The following is a 19,437-nucleotide window of genomic DNA, read 5'->3' on the forward strand; positions in this document are numbered from 1 at the left end:
ACAAAAAATTCAGGTGAAAAAAATGCTGTTAGGGCAAAAGAATCGTTTTTTACAGGTTATCGGCAGTCTGTCAGATATTGTGGCACTGAATAAAATCAGCGGCGAAGAACACTTGTCTCGTCCTTATTCCTTTTCAGTCCAGCTCTACTCCAGTTCGGATTGGAACAAGTTAGAGCCTTATATTGGTAAACCACTGGCATTTCGTATTGGTGAAGCACCAAATCACCGGATTGTGCATGGCATATTGACGGAATTACAGCAACAAGGTTTTGCTGATGGTCAGTTTTGTTATCAGGCACGGGTTGAACCGTGGCTCAAAATGTTGACGTTAACCAGTAACCTGCGTGTTTATCAGCGTATCAGTGTGCCGGATATGGTGTGCGATATTTTCCGTAAACGTGGGTTCAACGATGTTGAACTGGCGTTAAAAAGCCGTTATCCGAAACTTGAATATTGCATGCAATACAAGGAATCAGATTTTGATTTTGTGACGCGCCAACTGGAACAAGCGGGTATTTTCTACTTTTTTCGCCATGAAGAAGGGCGTCATGTGTTGGTACTGGCTGATCACCCTTCGACGTTTGTTAACGCGCCTTTGGCGGTATTGCCGTATCAGTCGAAGCTCGGTAGTCAGCAAGGATACGGGCTGCGTGCCTGGCAGATTCATCGCACGATGATCCCTGGCATGGCGGAAATGAGTGGCTATAACGTTAAAAATGCCTCGACAGTCAGCGCCAGTGCTAAAGCGAATAGCGGTTATTCCATCAATCCGAAACTTTCTATCTATGACGATCGGCGTCAGGAGGAACGTAATCAGTTGGAGGCACAGGCGGCGCTGTGCATGGAACAGTGGGAATCACAGTCGCATTATGCAAATGCGGTTAATAGTTATCCCGGTTTGCAAGTTGGGCATCAATTTACGTTGAAAGGGCATGTCAGCGCTGATGGGCGTTATGCGGTGGGCAGCCAGCAATTAAAAGCGGAAAGTAACCTGGAGGAAGGAGGATTGTTGTTTTCGTCGCAGGTGACGCTGTTTCCGGCGAATAAAACGTTCCGTCCACGTCCTTCAGTTACGCGGCCCTATATTGCTGGTGTGTTGTCTGCGTTGGTTGTGGGTGCGGCATCGGAGGAGATTCATACCGATGCACAAGGGCGTATCAAAATCCAATTTCATTGGGATAAAGAGCACAAAAAAAATGATGACAGCTCTTGTTGGGTACGCGTGAGCCAGTTTTGGAATGGTGCAAAATTTGGTGCTCAATTTGTGCCACGTGTGGGTAGTGAAGTGTTGGTGAGTTTTGTTGACGGCGATCCCGATAGCCCGCTAGTGACTGGAACGGTTTACAACGGCGTGAAGATGCCACCGTTTGCGTTGCCGGGACAAAAAACACAAAGCGGTATTGCTACCCGCAGCAGCGCAAAAGGTACGGTGGAGCAAGGGCATCAATTTTGTTTCGAAGATAAGAAAGGTGAAGAATTTATTTTGCTTCATTCACAAAAAGACCTACGTCTGAAAGTGAAAAATGATTTTTCAGCGAATATTGACCGTAATGCCTCGTGGGAAATTGCAGAGAAGCGCGATACAAAAATTAAAAAAGGCAACGATACGTTAATTCTGGGTGAAGGCAATGCTGTCACTGAGGTAAAAAAAGGCGATAAGAAGCAAACACTGGATCACGGCAATTTCACCACGACTGTCAGCGCGGGCAGTTATTCGCTGGAGGTATCCAGAGGCAGCGCCAAAATTAACGCGGGACAACACTGCACTATTACGGCCAATCAGGGAATTGAGCTGAAAGTGGGTGCCAGTAAATTGTCGATTACTCCGGCGGGGATCACCATCAAAGCGCCATCTGTCACGGTAGAAGGATCAGGGAAACTGGCATTGAAGAGCAGTGGAGTGGCGGAATTAACGGGAACTACAGTCAAAGTACAGGGCAGTGCGATGGCACAGTTAAAAGGCGGCATTGTTCAGGTGGATGCGACAGGTATTGCGATGGTGAAAGGGATCTTGACCAAGATTGGTTAATAGTGGAATCAACGGATAATGAGAGTTTGAAGCAATGGCTAAATTACGACACTGTCAGCTTTCGTCACAAGCGGAGTTGGTATTACAGCAACACGTAGCACATGATCAGAATCTATCGGCACTTAGTCAGGAAATGTTGTGGCAAGATGCTGTGTTCTACACCATTTTCATGTTGCCTTACACTCAGGCTCTGGAATTGGCACTGACATTTATCTCTCGTGTTTACGAACGTGATCTGAAGCAGGAACAGCGGTTGCTGTTGCAGCAAGTGCGGCACTGGCGCGCTAATGGGGGTGACCTGTTACGTCATGAATTGTTCGATCAGGCACAGACTATAGGGTTTGATAACCCTATCTCGTGTCTGGCGCTGTCGGTTTTCTGGAGCGAAGGCAGCATGACAACGCCGGATCTGGAAGATGTTTATCCGCAGCCGTGGCAGTCACTGGCGGCATTGGCAGATACGCTGTGCCTGATCCTGCACTTTTATGGTGAACAGCCGGAGCAGCAAGTGCTGTATGTCGAGCAGTTTTTTCAACTGGCGCAGGGGCAATTAAAGCAATTACCACCATCACAGGATCAGGGCCGCAAAAACTATCTGTACCATGAAGCTATGTTATCAGGAGAAAAATGATGCCAATGCCAGCTGCTCGGGTCGGAGATATGCATATTTGTCCAATGGTATCGCCTGCAGTACCTCCGGTGCCACATGTGGGTGGGCCTATTATGCCGCCAGGAGTGCCAACGGTTCTTATTGGTGGTTTGCCCGCGGCGACGATGGGGTCGTTGTTGGTGTGTGTTGGGCCACCGGATACGGTGGTAATGGGAAGTCCAACAGTGTTAATTGGCGGGCGGCCTGCGGCCAGACTTGGCGATTTGTGCGCCCATGGCGGCACGATCACGACAGGCTATCCGTTGGTGATTATTGCCTGAAAGGGAAATAAGAGTGAATTTAGCACAGACAGACATCGCACGTTTTTTACATCCTATCTCTGCTGATGCACCCGCGGGATGTGATATCGAATATGAACCTCTTTTTGAACAGATAAACGCTGCGCGTGAAGCAGATGAGGATCTCCCACAGGATGATGAGTGGGGATATGAAACCCGGCAGGCTGACTGGCCTCAGGTTTCAGTGTTGTGTCAGGAAGTACTGGAAAAACACAGTAAAGACTTACAGATAGCTTGTTGGTTAACTCAGGCACAGGGAAAGCTGTATGGTTTAGCTGGCATGGCTGGCGGTATGACATTAATTGCCAGCCTACTGGAAACCTTTTGGTCAGTACTGTATCCGCCGTTGGATAATGAAGAGGGAAACTGTGCTGATGCCCGTCTTGGTCGGTTGAGTTGGTTGGATAAACAACTGGTAAAACAATTGGACAACCTGACACTGACGAGTGATGGTAAGTTGAGTCTGAGCGTTTGGCAGCGGGTGCAGTATTTTGAACAACGCGTTGCGGCTAATAGTGAATTACGCGCCTCCCTGATCAGTGATGGCTATTTCGGTATCGCTGAATGTGATGACAGTATTCGCGCTACGCTTGCTGAACAATTTGACCAACTATTGGCTCAGGCTGAACAAGTCAAGCAGGCATTGGAAAAACTGCACCAAATTATGGTGAACTTGATGCCAGATGCTGGCAACAGCATGAGCTTCAGCACACAACGATTACAGGAGATGATGGCATTAATCACGCGTTTTCATGAGATTGTTGCGCCGGAAGACGCGCAACAATACCACGATGAGGAAGCGTTACCAGGAGGAAGAGCGTCAAATGGTATTAATACGACGTTGGCAGAAGATCGGTCACATCATGAAATACGCGCTATTGCCATTGGGCAGATGATCAATATCGCCAATTATTTTCGTAAGAACGAACCCACCAGCCCAGTACCCTATTTAATGGAACGGGCAGCACGCTGGGCAAATATGGGAATAGCCGAATGGCTGGAGGAAATGATGGAAGATAATACCTCAGCGCTACAGGACATTATGCGCGTGATAAAAGGACCAGATAAAAATAGAGAGCAAGATGAAGAATAAGACGAATTTTTATAATGTTATTAAACGTAGTTTCTCAGTATTACTAATAATTTTTTTAATCAATGGTTGCAGTGATTCAATTTCTAATAATGAAAAACGATTACAGGCAATTGAACAAGCCAGACCTGTTTATGCTAATAATGCCATTCGTTTAAAAATGACGGCTGATCCGCAGCTGAACGTTTTTAATAATATGCCCAATAGTTGTACGATATTAATTGCTCAGGCGGAGAAACGTGAACAATTGGATAAATTACTGGCTAATCCCACGCTATTACGTAATTTATTTGCTGGCACGGGTGCAACCGAAAATATATTACAGCTTGATAATTATGTGATGATGCCGGGGCAATCTGTATCTTTACATATTGATAGAGCGGAACAGGCACGTTATATCGCGCTGATTGCCGGTTATTATCCCGCCCCAGATAGTGCACATGTGCGGGTATTATCGTTACCGTTACGTCTTGAACAACGCGGTTGGTGGAATAAATCCTGGAATGCTGAGTTTGTTCCTATGAATATTGATTTAATGCTGGGGCGTTATGCCATTACCCGGAGTAATGTCTCTGCGGGTAATGCGGGGGATGAGGTGATTTTCCCTGAGCAGACAGCTGAATCTGATAATCGGAATTTGTTAAGGAAGTAACCGCCATGTTTGAACATAAACCGATGTATTGGTATTCAGGATTGTATTTACAACCACAACATTTTCAGGCGCATGAATTGCAACATGAATATTGGCAAGGACGTTATCAATTATTGACTCAACCTTATGCTTTCGGTGTTGTGAGGTTGGTGTTCAATCTGGCCGCGCTGAGTGATGAAGTACTCAGTATTCATAAAGCCGTGTTCGTTTTTCCGGATGGCTGTTATGTGGATTGTGATGTGAATGGTGTGCTCAGTGCTCGCTCACTGCGCAACTGTTGGCCGGAACGTGAAAAACCACAGCGCATTTATGTTGGCCTGCGGACGTTTAACCATAACCAGAGTAATGTCACCGGTGTCGTGGATGCTGACAGTGTAGGTAATATCACTAGCCGTTGGGTGACATGGCCGCAAGAGCAACGGATGCGGGATGCGTTTGGTGAGGGACCAGAGGCAGAAGTGCAGCAACTCACTTATAACTTACGTTTTTTTCTACATGATGAAATTGCACAGGCAACGGGTTATACATTGTTACCTGTGGGTCAACTGCATTGTACTAGTGATGGCATTGAACTGGATAACCGCTACTTGCCGCCCTGTTTGACGTTATACGCTGTGTCACAACTGGGACAGCGTATTGATCAACTTTGTCAGGAATTGACAGGACGTGTCCATCAACTGGAAGAGCTAAAGCGCCCGCAAACATTGGAAGCGGAAGTTTATACTCAGGAAAAAAGTACATTATTGCTGACATTGCGTACTCTGGTGCGTTATGTCGTGCAGTTGCATCACTGCCAGGAGACGCGTGATGTTCATCCTTTGCAGATTTTTGGGCTATTGCGTCAACTGATCAGTGAGCTTTCCTGTTTTACCGACCGTTGCTCTTTTTTAGGGGAATGGAACGGACGAGAGGAGACGTTGGAGAAATATCAGCATCAGGATTTAGCTTTGACGTTCAATAGCTGTGAACGAACCATTATCGACCTGCTCAATGCACTGGTATTGGAACCGAACACGGTGATCCCGCTGCAACAGGAATGCAATGGTTATTATCATGCAGCGTTCAACGTAACAGGCGCAAGTGAACAGCAACGGATCTATTTGGTGCTGCGCTCTGACAACTTAACTGACAGCGAACGTGAAATTCCTGATGATCGTTTAATTAAGCTGGCGGCAGCGGAACAGATTGACGGCATTATTAATCGCGCTTTACCTGGAGTGCGCTTGTATTACCAGGAGATTGCCCCCCATGGTTTACCTAACCGAATGAATACTCATTATTTCCGGGTAGAAAATCGGGGAACGCTGTGGCGGCAGGTAGAAGATAGCGAACGCGTAGCGGTGCACTGGGCTGATGCGCCAGACGATTTACAGATAGAAATCGTTATAGTGAGAGTGTCGTGATGCGCTTATTGGATTGTTACATTCCGGTATTTACCTGTGTGTTGCGTATGATCCAGCAACAGGTGAATCAAGCCGAAGAGCTACGGCAAACATTGTTAGCCGCGTTGACGCAGGCGCAGAATGAAGCGCAACGGTATGGTTATGGATTGCAAGATATTGAAGAGGCGAATTTCGCAGTGGTGGTTTGGGCCGACGAAGCTATTTTATGCGCAGGTCAGAAAGAATTGCATGTTTGGCGGCAGTCATCATTGCAGGCGCAGCTTTATAATGCTGAACTTGGCGGAAATACCTTTTTTGATCGTCTGGCAGCGTTATCCCCGGATAATTATCAAGTTCGATTGGTTTATGTTTTTTGCTTGCTTTCTGGATTTTATGGACGTTATGGCAGACGTGATAATTTGGAATTGCACAATATTATCCAACAAGAATTAGATAATTTTCCTGATACTTTGCGTCGTTATATTGCCACAAAAAATCACAGGATCATGAACACGGGCGATAATATTCTGGAAAATAAACGACCTAATAATAAATGGCGTAGGAAGTTAATATTATTAATATTGTCGCTTATCTCAATTTATATTTTTATCACAGTTTACTTATTGAATATTAGCCGATAAAGTCGGAAATTAAACATGAAAAAGTTATTTTATGCCATTGGCTGGCTCAGCGTGATGGTTATCCTTTTGTTACTCAGTTTAATCATTGCTGTGGCGTTTTCATGGCCAACAATCGGTGGTCTGATATTATTTCTTTGTTTATTGCTGTTGTTATTATTGCTGCGTGGTGCGATGGCATTAATACCGCAGATAACGAATAAGGTGAGTCGGATAAATAAGTTCTGGCGACAGGGAAATAATCGTCTGGAATATTTACTGTATCAGCATTGGTGGTGGGGAGGACGTTTACAAAGTTGGCGTCGATTTCGTTCATGGTTACAACGTAACGGTTCTGTTCCTCCATGGTTTCTAGTGGTGGGAGAACTCAATAGCGGCAAACAGTCATTGTTAGCACGCAGTAATGTGGTGCCTATGACAGGGAGAAATTTGACATCGTTTTCGGAGAATACCTTTACTTGCCGTTGGTGGTTTTTCCGTCGGGCGATGTACATGGTAGTTTCTGGTCGTTATACCGAGGGCCAATCCTTGTACCGGCAAGCGTGGTTGCGTCTGATACGTTGGATCGCACAGGTGCGTAACCCTGCGGGTGTACTCGTTTGTCTGTCGGCAGAGCAGTTGCTAAACAGTGACAATAGAGCGCTCTATACCATGGCGCGTAATGTACGTGCGCAGTTGGAACCGTTGCAGATACGTTTGGAACGTCGTTTACCAATCTGGTTAATTCTGACACACAGTGAAGCATTGCCGGGGTTCAGCCGTTGGTGTTCGCAATTGTCGGTAGAGCAGCGTGCTGACTTACTGGGTAGTTTTATTGATCAACATACAGATGGCAATGTCACTGATGTGCTGGATAAGAGTATACTCACGATTGTTGATACTCTGAAAATGATGCGCCTTAAATTGCTCAATCAGCAACGGCAGCAACCACAAGCAGAAGTGTTGGCGTTACCGGAAACTGTTGCCCAATTGAAACCCGCATTGGACTATTACCTAAACGCATTATTCGAGCGTGATCATTATCTGGAACATGGTCTGTTACGCGGCGTATTTTTTACTGCGGAACATCAAACAGAATTGCAGCAAACCGAAGGCGTTTTTAGTCACCGTTTGTTGGGAGAATATCTGCCTAACCAGATTCGACGTAGTGATTCTGTTTTGCTAACCGGTTGGCGAACATTGACCAAACGTGCGTTGATTAGTGTGTTTAGCTTGATGATTGTATACGGTGCAGGTAGCGCATTGGTTAATACCTGGCATGGCGTCACGCAACTTGAGAATATCCATGAAACCAGTCCACTTGAGCGGAGCTACTTGCGCTATCAATATGTTGAGCAATGGTTACAGCAAACAGTGTCATACCTGCTTTTTTATCCTGTCACCTATACGCTGGAACAGCGTATGGAGCAGGAATACCAGCAGCAGGTTCCAGTTGATGTGTTCAATCCTGAGTCGATAGCCACACGTTTGCTAATGCGTTTCAGGGAGGCTGAAACACCGCAAAAACGACTGTTGGTTTTACATTGGTCGCGCTTTATCAATATCGAGCAGGCAATGGCGCGTGGTGCTTCACTGGAAACTTTACAACACATGCCTGCTTATTCTGCCTCACTATTAAGCGGTAAAGATGATCCTCTACGGCCAGATCAGCGGGTAGCATTGCGTTTAGCACAATATCGTCAAGGCAACGCACAGCAAGCCTTCGATCAATGGCGGGATACATTGCAGACATTATTGGAAGATTCCAGTGATTGGCAGTGGCTTTTGGCGGATGAACAACCGACTGGAACGCATTCGCTAACGTTGGCGGATTTCTGGCCGCTGGCGGAAGGTGATGTTGCTAAGGTTAACGCGCGTATTCGTGGCATTTATACTCGCGCAGGTGAGCGGGATATTCAGGCTACCTTGAATGAGTTGGCACAGGCTCTTGACCGACCGGCACGCTTTTCTCCTTTGCAGCGCTCATTCTGTCAACAATATCAGAACCAGCGTCAGTCAGAGTGGTTGGCATTTGCTCAAGCAATGCCACAAGCGGAAGGATTAGTACGTGGTAAGAAAAACTGGCAAACGTTGGTATTAGCAACCGGCCAGTTTGGCAGTCCTTATATTGTTTTTCTGTCACGACTGGAGAATGACCTGTCTACGGTGAAGCAGGAAGATCAGCAGCTTTGGTTACAGACGCAACAGCGTTTATGGCAACTGCATGGCTATATACAAAAAGGCAGCATGATGCAGCGTGTCTCGCTGGGAAATATTTCCTTGCGCCAACGCATAATGTCATGGCTTGGCATTTCACCGCAGATCTCTGTGCGGTTGGATGACAATGCATTAACGCGCTATCGCGATTACCGGCAGGCCATACAGTTGAATAGTCAACGTGAATTGCTCAGTGACATGGAAACGGAATCGTTAGTCAAAAATGCGTTGAGTGATGGGAAAGGGGAACTAAATGATAACGGTTTACGTACATTGTTTAATCGCTTCGCATTGTGGCGTCATGAAACGGAAAGCAAGAATGCCGGAGTAAATGAAACCTTGTGGCGGCTCTATCAGGGTGATGCTCATTTGGTACTGCGTTATGCCTTCTTAAGTGCTGCCAGCCGCTTGCAAACACAGTGGGAAAGTAAAGTGATCTGGCCGATGGAAAAATTAGGCGGACAGACGCTGTTGGATGGTCGGGAATTGAATGCACGGTTGTATGAATACAGCAATGCATTTGTACGGGATACGGCAGATTATGCGCTGGATATTCGTCCTGAAGGCATTAATCGCCAAGAAATTGAAGGTGTGTCCTTTCCGTTTAACGACAATTTTATGTTCTATATCAATAATTTGATTCAACCGAATAACATGCTGTCATCTACATCTGATATTCGTCGCCGTTTGCAAGAGAAGCTCGCTTTGTTGGAAAGCGAACGTGAATTGGCTGCGGTACAGCAGGAACCGGAACAAGAGCAATCAGCAGAAGTGGTGATTACCAGTCAGCCTGCGACGGCTAACCGGGGAGCGAGGGTGTTACCGGTTGGTAGTTCAGTGACGCTAAGTTGTAATGATGGTGAGCAACAACTCAGAAGTATGAATTTCAATGACAGTATGACTGCGCACTGGAATCCGGCCTCATGCGGCAAGGTACGGATTGATGTGTATTTCCCCAGTTTTACGCTAAGCAAAAGCTATGTTGGTGCTGATAGCTTGCTGCAATTTATACGCGCTTTTTCTCATGGCGAACTGACATTGACAGCGCAAACATTCCCGCAGCGGCGCAATGAATTAGGCGCTTTGGGTATCAATGACATCACAGTGCGATATCAGATCGGTGGAGAGAAAGCGGTTTCTTCATTGTATCAACAGTGGCAACAACGTCAGCAGCAACAAACCGCACTATTGGAACAACGCAACCGACTGGATAGTCAGTTGTTGGATTTAAGTGAGCCGACAGTGGCGAAAGGCTCTCTTTCTACATTGCCGTTACAAATCACGACATATTGGAACGAATTGAGGAAACCTAAAAGTGAGTAATTATCTGAAACAGATCGTGGGTAAATTAACGGTGGAGGCGCGTCAGTGTCTTGATGAGGCTGCTAATTTGGCGGTACGACGCACCCATCATGAAGTGGAAATTGAGCATTTGCTGCTAGCTTTGTTTGAAAAACAGATGCCGATGATGGAGCAGGTATGTCATCACGGTGGTATTGATGCTATCGCGCTACTGAATGCTTGCCAGCGGTCGCTGACGCTATTGCGTAGTGGTAATCATCGTCCGCCAGTATTCTCTACCAATCTGACAGAGTGGATGGAACAGTCATGGATGTACGCCAGCACTCGTTCTTATTTGGGATCGTTGCAGATTACCGCTCAGGCGTTGATTGTGACATTACTCGTCAACCCATCACTGCAACATTCGCTCACATCGGAACTGCAACAGGCGTTACAGTGTAACTCTGATGCGATAGAACAGTGGTTGTGTACACAGGTGCATCCAGAACCACAGCAAATGACGACTACCAGGGATAATACGCAATCCGCATTGTCTCAATATGCTCATCATCTAACGCAGGCGGCACGTGATAATAAACTGGACCCGGTACTGGGACGTGAGCGGGAGATTCGTCAATTAATTGACGTGTTGCTGCGCCGTCGTCAAAACAACCCACTGTTAACCGGTGACGCGGGGGTCGGTAAGACGGCTTTGATAGAGGGACTTGCTCAACGTATTGTCGATGGCCGTGTACCGGAGGTGTTAACGCAAGCCGAATTATTCACACTTGACATGGGGCTATTGCAGGCAGGTGCTAGCGTGAAAGGTGAATTTGAAAGTCGCCTGCAAAACTTATTGGATGAGGTGAAAGAATATCCTGCACCCGTGATTTTGTTTATTGATGAAGCGCACACTTTGATTGGTGCTGGTGGTCAAGCCGGGCAAAACGATGCGGCTAATTTGTTGAAGCCAGCGTTGGCTCGGGGGGAATTGCGGGCGATTGCTGCAACTACCTGGGCCGAATATAAGAAATACTTTGAAAAAGACGCCGCGTTAGCCCGTCGTTTTCAGGTGATTAAAGTTGAAGAACCTTCTCTGGAACTGGCTACAGCTATGTTACGTGCCATAACACCGGCTATGGAAAAACATCATGGCGTCAAAATACTCGCTGAAGCGGTAACAGAAGCCGTGACATTAGCCAGTCGTTATATCAGTGGGCGTCAGTTGCCGGATAAATCAGTCAGCCTGTTGGATAGCGCCTGTGCCCGCGTCTCAGTTTCACAGACTGACGAACCTGCACCTATTGAAGATTTACGTGCCATGCTGGCAAATATTGCTACTGAACAGGCAGCATTATTACGTGAAGGTGGTCATGAAACTCAGTTAAAGAAATTGGCACAACGTCAGGCCGAATTACAGGCTTCACTGGAAGAAATTTTGCCGGAATATCACATTCAGCGTCAGTTAGTGAATGACATCCTCACTTGTGAAGAACATGACGAACAGCTACCCAAACTGCGAGCAGAACTGCATCAACGCCATCGCCAACATGCCTATGTATTTGACTGTGTTGATGCAGCTTGCGTAGCGGATATTGTTGCCGGCTGGACGGGGATACCGCTTGGCCGGATGGTAGAAAATGAACGTGATGTACTGCGTCAACTCGAAACGCGCCTCGGTCAGCGGGTAATGGGGCAAGATCATGCGCTCAGTCAGATAGCGCGTCAAATTCGGATTGCCAAAGCGCAACTGGCTGATCCGGTCAAGCCTACTGGCGTATTTATGCTTGCAGGTCCTTCTGGTGTTGGAAAAACGGAAACCGCTCTGGCATTAGCTCATGAATTGTATGGTGGTGAACGTCATATGATCACGATCAATATGTCGGAATATCAAGAGGCTCATTCTGTTTCTGGCTTGAAAGGTTCTCCTCCAGGGTATGTCGGTTATGGACAAGGTGGCGTGTTGACCGAAGCAGTTCGGCGTCAACCTTACAGTGTGGTATTACTCGATGAAGTGGAGAAGGCGCATCCTGATGTGTTGGAACTGTTCTTTCAGGTGTTTGATAAGGGCATGATGGAAGATGCAGAAGGGCAGCAGATTAATTTCCGCAATACGTTGATTATTCTTACCACTAATGCGGCATCGGATTTGGTGATGCGGGCAGCGATGCATGGGGTAAAAGAGCAGGGTGAAAATCGCCCGGCAACACTTGAAGATATTCAGGAGATTATCCAACCGGAACTGCAACGGATTTTTACTCCCGCATTTTTAGGCCGTTTGCAGGTTATTCCTTATTTGCCAGTACATGGCGAAGTTCTGCATGCCATTGTGCGTCATAAACTGAATAAAGTGGTTGGGCGTTACCATCAAGCAACTCAGTGTGAACTGCACTATAGCGACGGGCTGGTAAATTTCATCGCTGAAGAGTGCCGGATCGCAGAAAGTGGGGCACGTGAAATTGATAACTTGTTAATGCAGTTTGTTCTACCGTTGTTATCGGATCAATTGTTATTGGGGGATACACCAGTGAATGAGGATGTTCGGTTGGATGTTATGGACAATAAAGTACAGTTATTATCAGATAAAACCGAATTATCACCATAGAATATTGTCAACTTAGGGTAAGAGACTGCCTTCTCTGCTATTATTATCTTATGATGTAACATCAGTGTTACGGAATGAGATCCTGATGAAAATGAAAAAGATAGTGGTCTTTTGGTTTATTTTTACGCTAGTCAATTTTGCGCTGGCGCTGCTGAGTTTGCAAGTACGTGATGTCTGGAGCCTGTCGTCATTGGTGTGGTTTCCGGCGGGTTTGTTACAAGGCATTTTTTGCGCCAGGGCTCCCCGGTACTGGCCTGCCTGGTTAATAACGGGGGCTTTGATTTCTCTGACAGCGAGCCAATGGTATGGGAGGCCGGTAAATGTATCGTTGATATTTTCTTGCATCAATGTCGTGATGTTAGTCGTGACGGGACTAATCTGGCAATTTTTCTACGGTGCAATGTGGGCGCCAAAACGAGCAAGGGACATCTTTAGTCTGATAATTCTTTGCTCGTTAAGTGGAATTATTGAGCGATTTATGGCTAAGTGGGTACTTCATCTATTGGATTACCCTACCGATATCTCCATTTCATTACTGCTTGTCGTAGGCTCTGTGTTGAGCTATCTGCCGTTTACATTTTTTATTATTTCTTTCATCACCCATGAAAAAAACCGGACCGGAGACAGGAGAGTCTATGGTTTATGCCTAGTGGCTTTGTTCGTTATGGCAATATTGTTTACTAGCCCACCCCCTGAAACAGGGAAAATTCATTGGCAAGGGATAGCGCTGATGTTTTCCTTCAGTTTACCGATGCTATTAGCATTAAGTGGCGATTTATTGGTATTAAGTAGCTTCTTATCCTTATGTACACTAGGGGTTGTAAGTGCAACCATTTTTGGCTTTGGGCCATTTTCATTTCCATTAATGAATCTTCAACAGAATGTACAAATGGCAGCATGGTACAGTACCGCGTTTACTTTGCCTGCGTTACTATGTTGTAGCTGTTTATATAAAACAATCAATGCATTGCATCGTCGTAAAGCGCGATTTCTGTTACTGAGTGCGATGTTGGAACAAGAACAGATTAATTGCTTTCGCTTAAGCGCCGATGGGCACTTGTACTGGCATCATGATGCTGCCTGGATGCGGTGTGGAAAGGCGCCTGCCTACTGGTCACAGTTGATGGCTTGGGTACATAAAGAAGATAGACAAAAGATTGAACAACTTAAAAGTTCAGTTTCTTTGATACCACAGGTGTTAAAAGTGCGGATTGCTGATGGCAAAGGTGAATTTAACCAGGTCATTATCGCCTTGATTATTCATGTAGGGGAAAATGCCGGTTTTATTGAAGGAACTATGCGTGAAATAGCAGATAAAAAATAATATGGAGAAAATAACCTATGTCAAGACGAGTTATTATTGCTGACGATCATCCGGTATTTTTATTAGGACTGCGTACAGTATTGGCAACATTACCCGAGAATTATCAGGTTGTGGGGGAAGCGCATGATGTTACTGCGCTTTTTTCTCTGCTGGAAGAAAAAGAGGTGGATATGCTAATTACGGACTTCAATATGCCAGGTGATAATCAGATTGACGGTCTGCGGATGATTAGCCGGATACGTGAGCGATATCCGAGTTTGCCGATTGTGGTGATTACGATGATTAGTGACCGGAAAATAATTGCTTCGTTGATTGATTACAAAGTGAAAGCGATTTTAAATAAAAATAGTCTATCTCATGAACTAGTGAAAGGATTGTATAGCACAACGGGATGCCATGAGCCTTATTTGAGTGAGCAATTTCTCGAATCTCCGGGTGAGGAAGTTGTAAAGGCACTAACCAGTAAAGAGTTAGAAGTGATTAAATTATTGGGCCAAGGGCTGAGTGTGAATGATATCGCTGCGCGTTTGTACCGTACTAAACAGACGATTAGCGCACAAAAAATCAGTGCGATGAAAAAGCTGGGGTTAAATAATGAAGCCGCGCTTTATAATTATTTGCATCAGGTTGGATTGGGATTGTAACAAATGAAAGGCGGGCGGAACGGACTTCTATGGGTCGCCATATTGTTACTCTTGTTGCCATTATCTGGCCAGAGTCTCAATCTGTTTGAATTCCATAATGCGCAAGAGCTGCCTTCAGACGGACTGCCGGTGGAATTTTATTCGAACGTCGTCACTCAGGAGTTTGTTCCATTACCTGTCAAAGAACACGAGATCTTAGCCCCGCATTTCCCAACACTAAAAGTTGGTATTCTCTGCTGTATCGGGTCGCCATTAGTGACCCATCGTTGGGATGGCAAGTTGGAAGGGATTTATGCTGATTATCTTCGCCTGATTGAAACGGTGTTAAAAAGGCCCGTGGAGGTACGTCTGTTTGGCAACTGGGCATCCGCTTATGAAGCATTGCAGCGTGGAGATATTCAGCTGTTATCACATTCTGCCTCATCACAATCGGAAAATAGGAGCGATAATACTTACCCGATTCTGGTGCAGCCACTTGCCCTGATTATGCGTAAAGAACAAGTGAATATGCCATTTGATAAAATGAATATTATGGCGGCGCCTGGCAGTAACCCAAATATCATTAAACAATTGAGCAAATATTACCGCAGCGTTTTAGTGGCAAAAAGTCAACAGGAGGCAATTCAGGCGGTGGTGGATGGTCAGGTAGATGCTTATCTGGATGGTCAAAGCCAGATTGCCTATTTACTGGCTTTTCGCCCGTTTAGCGAGCTGACTTATCGTCGGGATCTTTCACAGGGAGAACGATATAATTTTCTTGGTCGCAACGGTGATGGGATGGTTGAAACGATCAATCTTATCCTGACCGCAATTCCCCATGAGATAAGAACTAAGGTTTATCAACGTTGGGTTTCTGGGTTGGCCCTAGGAAATAATAACGACACCGCGATCTTTTCACCACAAGAAAAAGCCTGGATTAAAAAGAATCCTGTCATCAATGTTGCAACCAGTCGTACTGAGCCGCCTTATTCGTTCTTAGATAAAAAAGGTGAAATTACAGGGCTGGATGTCGATATTTTACGTCTGATAGGCGAGAAAAGCGGCATCACCTTTAATTTTATTCCGGCAGATGGCGCTGCGGGGGTCAAAAAACTGTTAAAAAATGGTGAAGCTCAGATGACTTCTTTAGTCAATACACCAGATCGTAACCGTTGGCTCTCTTTCAGTCATCCTTATGGTACTGTGGAATGGGTAATGATCACCCACAATGGGCGTAATGCCCCTTATGAGTTTGAGCAACTTAAGCATCACCGGGTTGCGGTTCCGCGCGATCATGCACTAATGTCAGTATTGAAGCAGTATCCAGATATTTCCATCGTGGAAGTTGACAGTGTGACAAAAGGGATTGAAATGGTACTGGCCGGAGCGGCGGATGCAACTTTTGATAGCTTGATTAGTGCTGATTATCTACAGGCAAATCGCTATGGTTCCAATATTTCTATTCAATTTCTTAGGGATTCGTTACAACCAGAACAATACGCCATTCTACCTTCCTATCCTCAATTAGTTAGCATATTGAATAAAAGCATTGATGCACTGCCCCCAAATGAGCTGCGTGTGTTGCGCTTAAAATGGTTATCTATGGCGAATGTGACGCCTTATGATGACAATAAGATCTCTCCTTGGTTGAAATTGTGGGGAGGCGCGTTATTTGTGATTGCACTGAGTTCGGCCTTTTGGGGCAGTTATCTTGCACATCAAATCAGACGCCGTAAAAAGGCGGAAAATAACTTACAGAATTTGCTGGCATACTGGGAAACGTTATTTAATAACATTCCTACGCCAATGTTTGTCTGTGATCCAACGATGTGTATTACGGCTGCGAACCTTTATTTCCGGCGTGAGATGAGCCAGGCTGGATCTGATGTAATTGGCCGTAGTCTTTTCTCTCTCTGTTTCTTAAACCCTGATGATGAGCAAGATATCAGTATGATTTTCTTGCACTGCATGGAGGGGGAATTGGCGCATTTTTCTGATCGCAGCATTGTGGTTCAGAGTCAAAACAAAGATGTTTATTTATGGCTTGAAAGTTACAGCAATACCGAAGGCGTTGTTCAGGGCATCATTGGCGGTTGGTTTGATGTCACTGAGCGTAAATTGCTAGCGCAAGAGCTACGCCAAGAGCGCGATAAAGCCGAACTTGCCAGTCTGGAAAAATCAGATTTTCTGGCGCACATGAGCCATGAGATCCGTACTCCTTTGCAGGCAATTATCGGTATTCTCGATTTGGAAGTAAAACAACAAACCCAGCAATCTACGCCGTTACATATTGCATGGCATGCCGCTATGTCTTTACAGGGAATCATCGGTGATGTGCTGGATTTTTCCAAGATAGAAGCTGGGCGTATGGTGCTGAATCTGAAGTCAGAATCATTGCAGGATGTTTTAGAAAGTTGTGCGGCAACTTTTAGTCATCGAGCGAAGGAAAAGGGGCTGTATTTCATCCGGCAGTTTGATTTGCCATCTGAATATTATCATCTACTGGATGCTATACGTGTAACTCAGGTAGTTAATAACTTGCTGGGCAATGCGATTAAATTTACTGAACAGGGTGGCGTGCGGATCAGCACTAGCTATCAGCATATTGCAGACAGTAATCGAGATGAAATTACGCTGGTGGTTGCAGATACCGGTTGTGGTATTCCGGAAACCTTGTATGAGGCGGTTTTACTGCCGTACGTACAGGTAACGCAAAATAATGGTGGTAAGACCGGTACTGGGTTGGGATTACCTATTTCTGTACAGTTAGTTGAATTAATGGGAGGAAGCCTAAAAATCACGGGTGTGCCTGGTGGTGGTGCGCAAGTAACCGTGATGTTACCGCTTCTACGTAGCACGATGGAGAAGGAAGTTGCGAGTGAAAAAACTGAAAGTATCAGCACGGAGATTAATGAACCACTGAATATCTTGGTAGTTGATGACTTACCTGCCAATTTACAAGTGCTGTCATTACAGTTAGCGCCATCGGGCCATTATGTTGTACTGGCTGAAAGCGGTGAACAGGCGATGAATCTGATGGAAAATGGCTATTTCGACATTGTACTGACAGATTGTCAGATGCCAGTGATGAATGGTTACGAACTGACCCAGTTACTGAGAGAATATGAACAGCTACGTCAATTACCGCCGTTCATTATTCTAGGGTGTACCGCGAACGCATTTTCTACCGAGCAAACCCGTTGCCTGGAGGCGGGAATGAATGGTGTGTTGATTAAACCGTTGGTGCAAAGCAAGTTATTGGCAGAAATTACTCGTTATTACCGACAAGTCAATGATGAGGCAACACTCCAGTTTGATGAGATTCAAACGTTGGCTCAACAAGATATGGTTGTAGAACGTCAATTACTCAGTGCGATACAGAAGGGCATGTCGGAAGATATTGCAGAACTGAGGCAACAGGAAAATCAACAATTCCATGAGAAAGTTGCACATCATGCACATCGTATGAAAGGCGCTTTTGCCTTGATGCGATATCAGCAGGGAATACGTGTCTGTCTGCGTATTGAGAAAGGCGAATTTTGTGATGAGAAAACAGTTGCCGTTTTGTTGACTCGTGCTGAGCATTTCCAACGGCAAATCGAGCAGCGATTGGAAATATTGCAAGATGGGTGACATTATTTTTTTAGTAATTTTACATATTGTTTACTCGTGTAGATGTGAATCAAGCGCCTGATGTGGAATGGCCGCCACAGCCTAAATTAAAATAGGGGCTGTGAATTGCTATCCGCCAAGTGAAGATCACATGATTTTTCACTTGGCATTATATTAATGAGAATGTTTATTACTTTATTGCTAATACGTATTCACTGGATTTTTATTTTCTTTCCTTAAGAGGGGAATATCGAGACTCTATTATGACATCGACAAGAAATTTATCTGAGTTGTCACCGTAATACCTTGGCGCGTCATTGAATAAAAGTATTAATTCTCCATCTACGGGAACAGTTTTATGAAGTACTCCATTGCCTATGTCGTAGGTTTTATCACCGATTTTGGCACTGAGCGCGTCGGATGAATTTAGTTGATAAGTAGGTATAGAGCCCTGAGGTGCGGCCCATTGATTGTCTCCACGACCGAACTTTACCCATCCTTTGGCAATAACAGAGATTATATCTCCTTGTTTGAGAATAAGTCCTGTGGGTTTACCGTTTTTAGCATTAGCTGGAACACTTCCTGACCAATCATACATAATATTACCTCCGAAATTATGTTTTATACCTGTTATCTTTCAAGTTGCCTCTTTGTTGGCTGCACTCACTCACCCCAGTCACATAGTTATCTATGCTCCCGGGGATTCGCTCCCTTGCCGTCGCGATGCATCTTGAAATCTATTGGGTATATGGGAATAATTTTTCCAAAGATATTTGCATATTTGGCTGAAAAAGAATTTATCTTTTTATGACAGGAGGAGCAATGAAATACATCAGATATTGTGAACTATGTTAGTAAAAATGATTTTTAGAACAACGGTTAATTTAATATTATAATTATTTACTTTTGTTTTTTATAAAATCTGTTGGATTCGACTGTATCGAGCCGCGTAAATTGAAAAAGTGCGTCATTTTAATTTACGCGGTTCGCTACAATGGCTCTTACTAAACTGTGTATTAGAAATATATATGCGTTGTTACTCTTCATAAAGTACACC

The 19,437-nt window shown here is 45.1% G+C and carries 14 protein-coding genes; 13 read left to right on the forward strand and 1 reads right to left on the reverse strand.

The features are described from left to right. Window positions 1-22 precede the first annotated feature (22 nt). The 13 genes from BDD30_RS00070 (at window position 23) to BDD30_RS24905 (ending at window position 18,496) form a co-directional block, all read left to right on the forward strand. Window positions 23-2,029, forward strand: coding sequence for a type VI secretion system Vgr family protein (locus BDD30_RS00070; protein WP_015834412.1), 2,007 nt, complete (start codon window positions 23-25; stop codon window positions 2,027-2,029). Between the two features lie 34 nt (window positions 2,030-2,063). Beyond that, entirely contained in the window at window positions 2,064-2,660 is a 597-nt protein-coding gene (locus tag BDD30_RS00075; RefSeq protein ID WP_015834411.1) for a DUF6931 family protein, read from the forward strand. Continuing rightward, the gene (locus BDD30_RS00080; protein WP_197535172.1) at window positions 2,660-2,959 is read left to right on the forward strand and encodes a PAAR domain-containing protein; all 300 of its coding nucleotides are present in this window, start codon (window positions 2,660-2,662) and stop codon (window positions 2,957-2,959) included. Before BDD30_RS00075 ends, BDD30_RS00080 begins: the two co-directional genes overlap by 1 nt. A gap of 13 nt (window positions 2,960-2,972) precedes the next feature. Next, window positions 2,973-4,070 carry a type VI secretion system protein TssA gene (gene tssA / locus BDD30_RS00085; RefSeq protein WP_121302517.1) on the forward strand — a complete coding sequence of 366 codons (1,098 nt, stop codon included), beginning with the start codon at window positions 2,973-2,975 and terminating at the stop codon, window positions 4,068-4,070. Further along, window positions 4,060-4,719 (forward strand): type VI secretion lipoprotein TssJ, encoded by a 660-nt coding sequence (locus BDD30_RS00090; RefSeq protein ID WP_015834408.1) that lies wholly within the window; start codon window positions 4,060-4,062, stop codon window positions 4,717-4,719. The genes tssA and BDD30_RS00090 overlap by 11 nt, the downstream gene beginning before the upstream one ends. 5 nt (window positions 4,720-4,724) lie before the next feature. Further along, window positions 4,725-6,122 carry a type VI secretion system baseplate subunit TssK gene (tssK, locus tag BDD30_RS00095; protein WP_015834407.1) on the forward strand — a complete coding sequence of 466 codons (1,398 nt, stop codon included), beginning with the start codon at window positions 4,725-4,727 and terminating at the stop codon, window positions 6,120-6,122. Next, complete coding sequence (locus tag BDD30_RS00100) at window positions 6,122-6,742, forward strand: DotU family type IV/VI secretion system protein (RefSeq protein WP_041381871.1); 621 nt, start codon at window positions 6,122-6,124, stop codon at window positions 6,740-6,742. The genes tssK and BDD30_RS00100 overlap by 1 nt, the downstream gene beginning before the upstream one ends. A 15-nt stretch (window positions 6,743-6,757) precedes the next feature. Further along, window positions 6,758-10,258, forward strand: coding sequence for a type VI secretion protein IcmF/TssM N-terminal domain-containing protein (locus BDD30_RS00105; RefSeq protein WP_015834405.1), 3,501 nt, complete (start codon window positions 6,758-6,760; stop codon window positions 10,256-10,258). Then, complete coding sequence (gene tssH / locus BDD30_RS00110) at window positions 10,251-12,821, forward strand: type VI secretion system ATPase TssH (RefSeq protein WP_015834404.1); 2,571 nt, start codon at window positions 10,251-10,253, stop codon at window positions 12,819-12,821. Before BDD30_RS00105 ends, tssH begins: the two co-directional genes overlap by 8 nt. 85 nt (window positions 12,822-12,906) lie before the next feature. After that, window positions 12,907-14,145, forward strand: a complete 1,239-nt coding sequence (locus tag BDD30_RS00115) for a hypothetical protein (RefSeq protein WP_231849131.1) — start codon at window positions 12,907-12,909, stop codon at window positions 14,143-14,145. Between the two features lie 17 nt (window positions 14,146-14,162). Then, window positions 14,163-14,789, forward strand: a complete 627-nt coding sequence (locus tag BDD30_RS00120; protein WP_015834402.1) for a response regulator — start codon at window positions 14,163-14,165, stop codon at window positions 14,787-14,789. A 3-nt stretch (window positions 14,790-14,792) separates the two neighbouring features. Further along, window positions 14,793-18,401 (forward strand): transporter substrate-binding domain-containing protein, encoded by a 3,609-nt coding sequence (locus BDD30_RS00125; protein ID WP_121302519.1) that lies wholly within the window; start codon window positions 14,793-14,795, stop codon window positions 18,399-18,401. A gap of 26 nt (window positions 18,402-18,427) precedes the next feature. Next, window positions 18,428-18,496: a tail fiber assembly protein gene (locus BDD30_RS24905; RefSeq protein WP_387794716.1), complete on the forward strand. Its 69-nt coding sequence runs from the start codon at window positions 18,428-18,430 to the stop codon at window positions 18,494-18,496. Window positions 18,497-18,603: 107 nt separating this feature from the next. Here BDD30_RS24905 and BDD30_RS00135 read toward each other — a convergent pair whose 3' ends face one another. Continuing rightward, window positions 18,604-18,978, reverse strand: a complete 375-nt coding sequence (locus BDD30_RS00135) for a LecA/PA-IL family lectin (protein WP_015834400.1) — start codon at window positions 18,976-18,978, stop codon at window positions 18,604-18,606. Between the last annotated feature and the right edge of the window lie 459 nt (window positions 18,979-19,437).

It is taken from the genome of Photorhabdus asymbiotica, assembly GCF_003634575.1.
Classification (GTDB): domain Bacteria; phylum Pseudomonadota; class Gammaproteobacteria; order Enterobacterales; family Enterobacteriaceae; genus Photorhabdus; species Photorhabdus asymbiotica.

What these genes read in the sequence shown, in the direction of transcription:
- BDD30_RS00070 (WP_015834412.1), top strand. Translation starts at nt 23, where the DNA reads ATGCTGTTAGGGCAAAAGAATCGTTTTTTACAGGTTATCGGCAGTCTG.
- BDD30_RS00075 (WP_015834411.1), top strand. Translation starts at nt 2,064, where the DNA reads ATGGCTAAATTACGACACTGTCAGCTTTCGTCACAAGCGGAGTTGGTA.
- BDD30_RS00080 (WP_197535172.1), top strand. Translation starts at nt 2,660, where the DNA reads ATGCCAATGCCAGCTGCTCGGGTCGGAGATATGCATATTTGTCCAATG.
- BDD30_RS00090 (WP_015834408.1), top strand. Translation starts at nt 4,060, where the DNA reads ATGAAGAATAAGACGAATTTTTATAATGTTATTAAACGTAGTTTCTCA.
- tssK (WP_015834407.1), top strand. Translation starts at nt 4,725, where the DNA reads ATGTTTGAACATAAACCGATGTATTGGTATTCAGGATTGTATTTACAA.
- BDD30_RS00100 (WP_041381871.1), top strand. Translation starts at nt 6,122, where the DNA reads ATGCGCTTATTGGATTGTTACATTCCGGTATTTACCTGTGTGTTGCGT.
- BDD30_RS00105 (WP_015834405.1), top strand. Translation starts at nt 6,758, where the DNA reads ATGAAAAAGTTATTTTATGCCATTGGCTGGCTCAGCGTGATGGTTATC.
- BDD30_RS00115 (WP_231849131.1), top strand. Translation starts at nt 12,907, where the DNA reads ATGAAAATGAAAAAGATAGTGGTCTTTTGGTTTATTTTTACGCTAGTC.
- BDD30_RS00120 (WP_015834402.1), top strand. Translation starts at nt 14,163, where the DNA reads ATGTCAAGACGAGTTATTATTGCTGACGATCATCCGGTATTTTTATTA.
- BDD30_RS00125 (WP_121302519.1), top strand. Translation starts at nt 14,793, where the DNA reads ATGAAAGGCGGGCGGAACGGACTTCTATGGGTCGCCATATTGTTACTC.
- BDD30_RS00135 (WP_015834400.1), bottom strand. Translation starts at nt 18,978, where the DNA reads ATGTATGATTGGTCAGGAAGTGTTCCAGCTAATGCTAAAAACGGTAAA.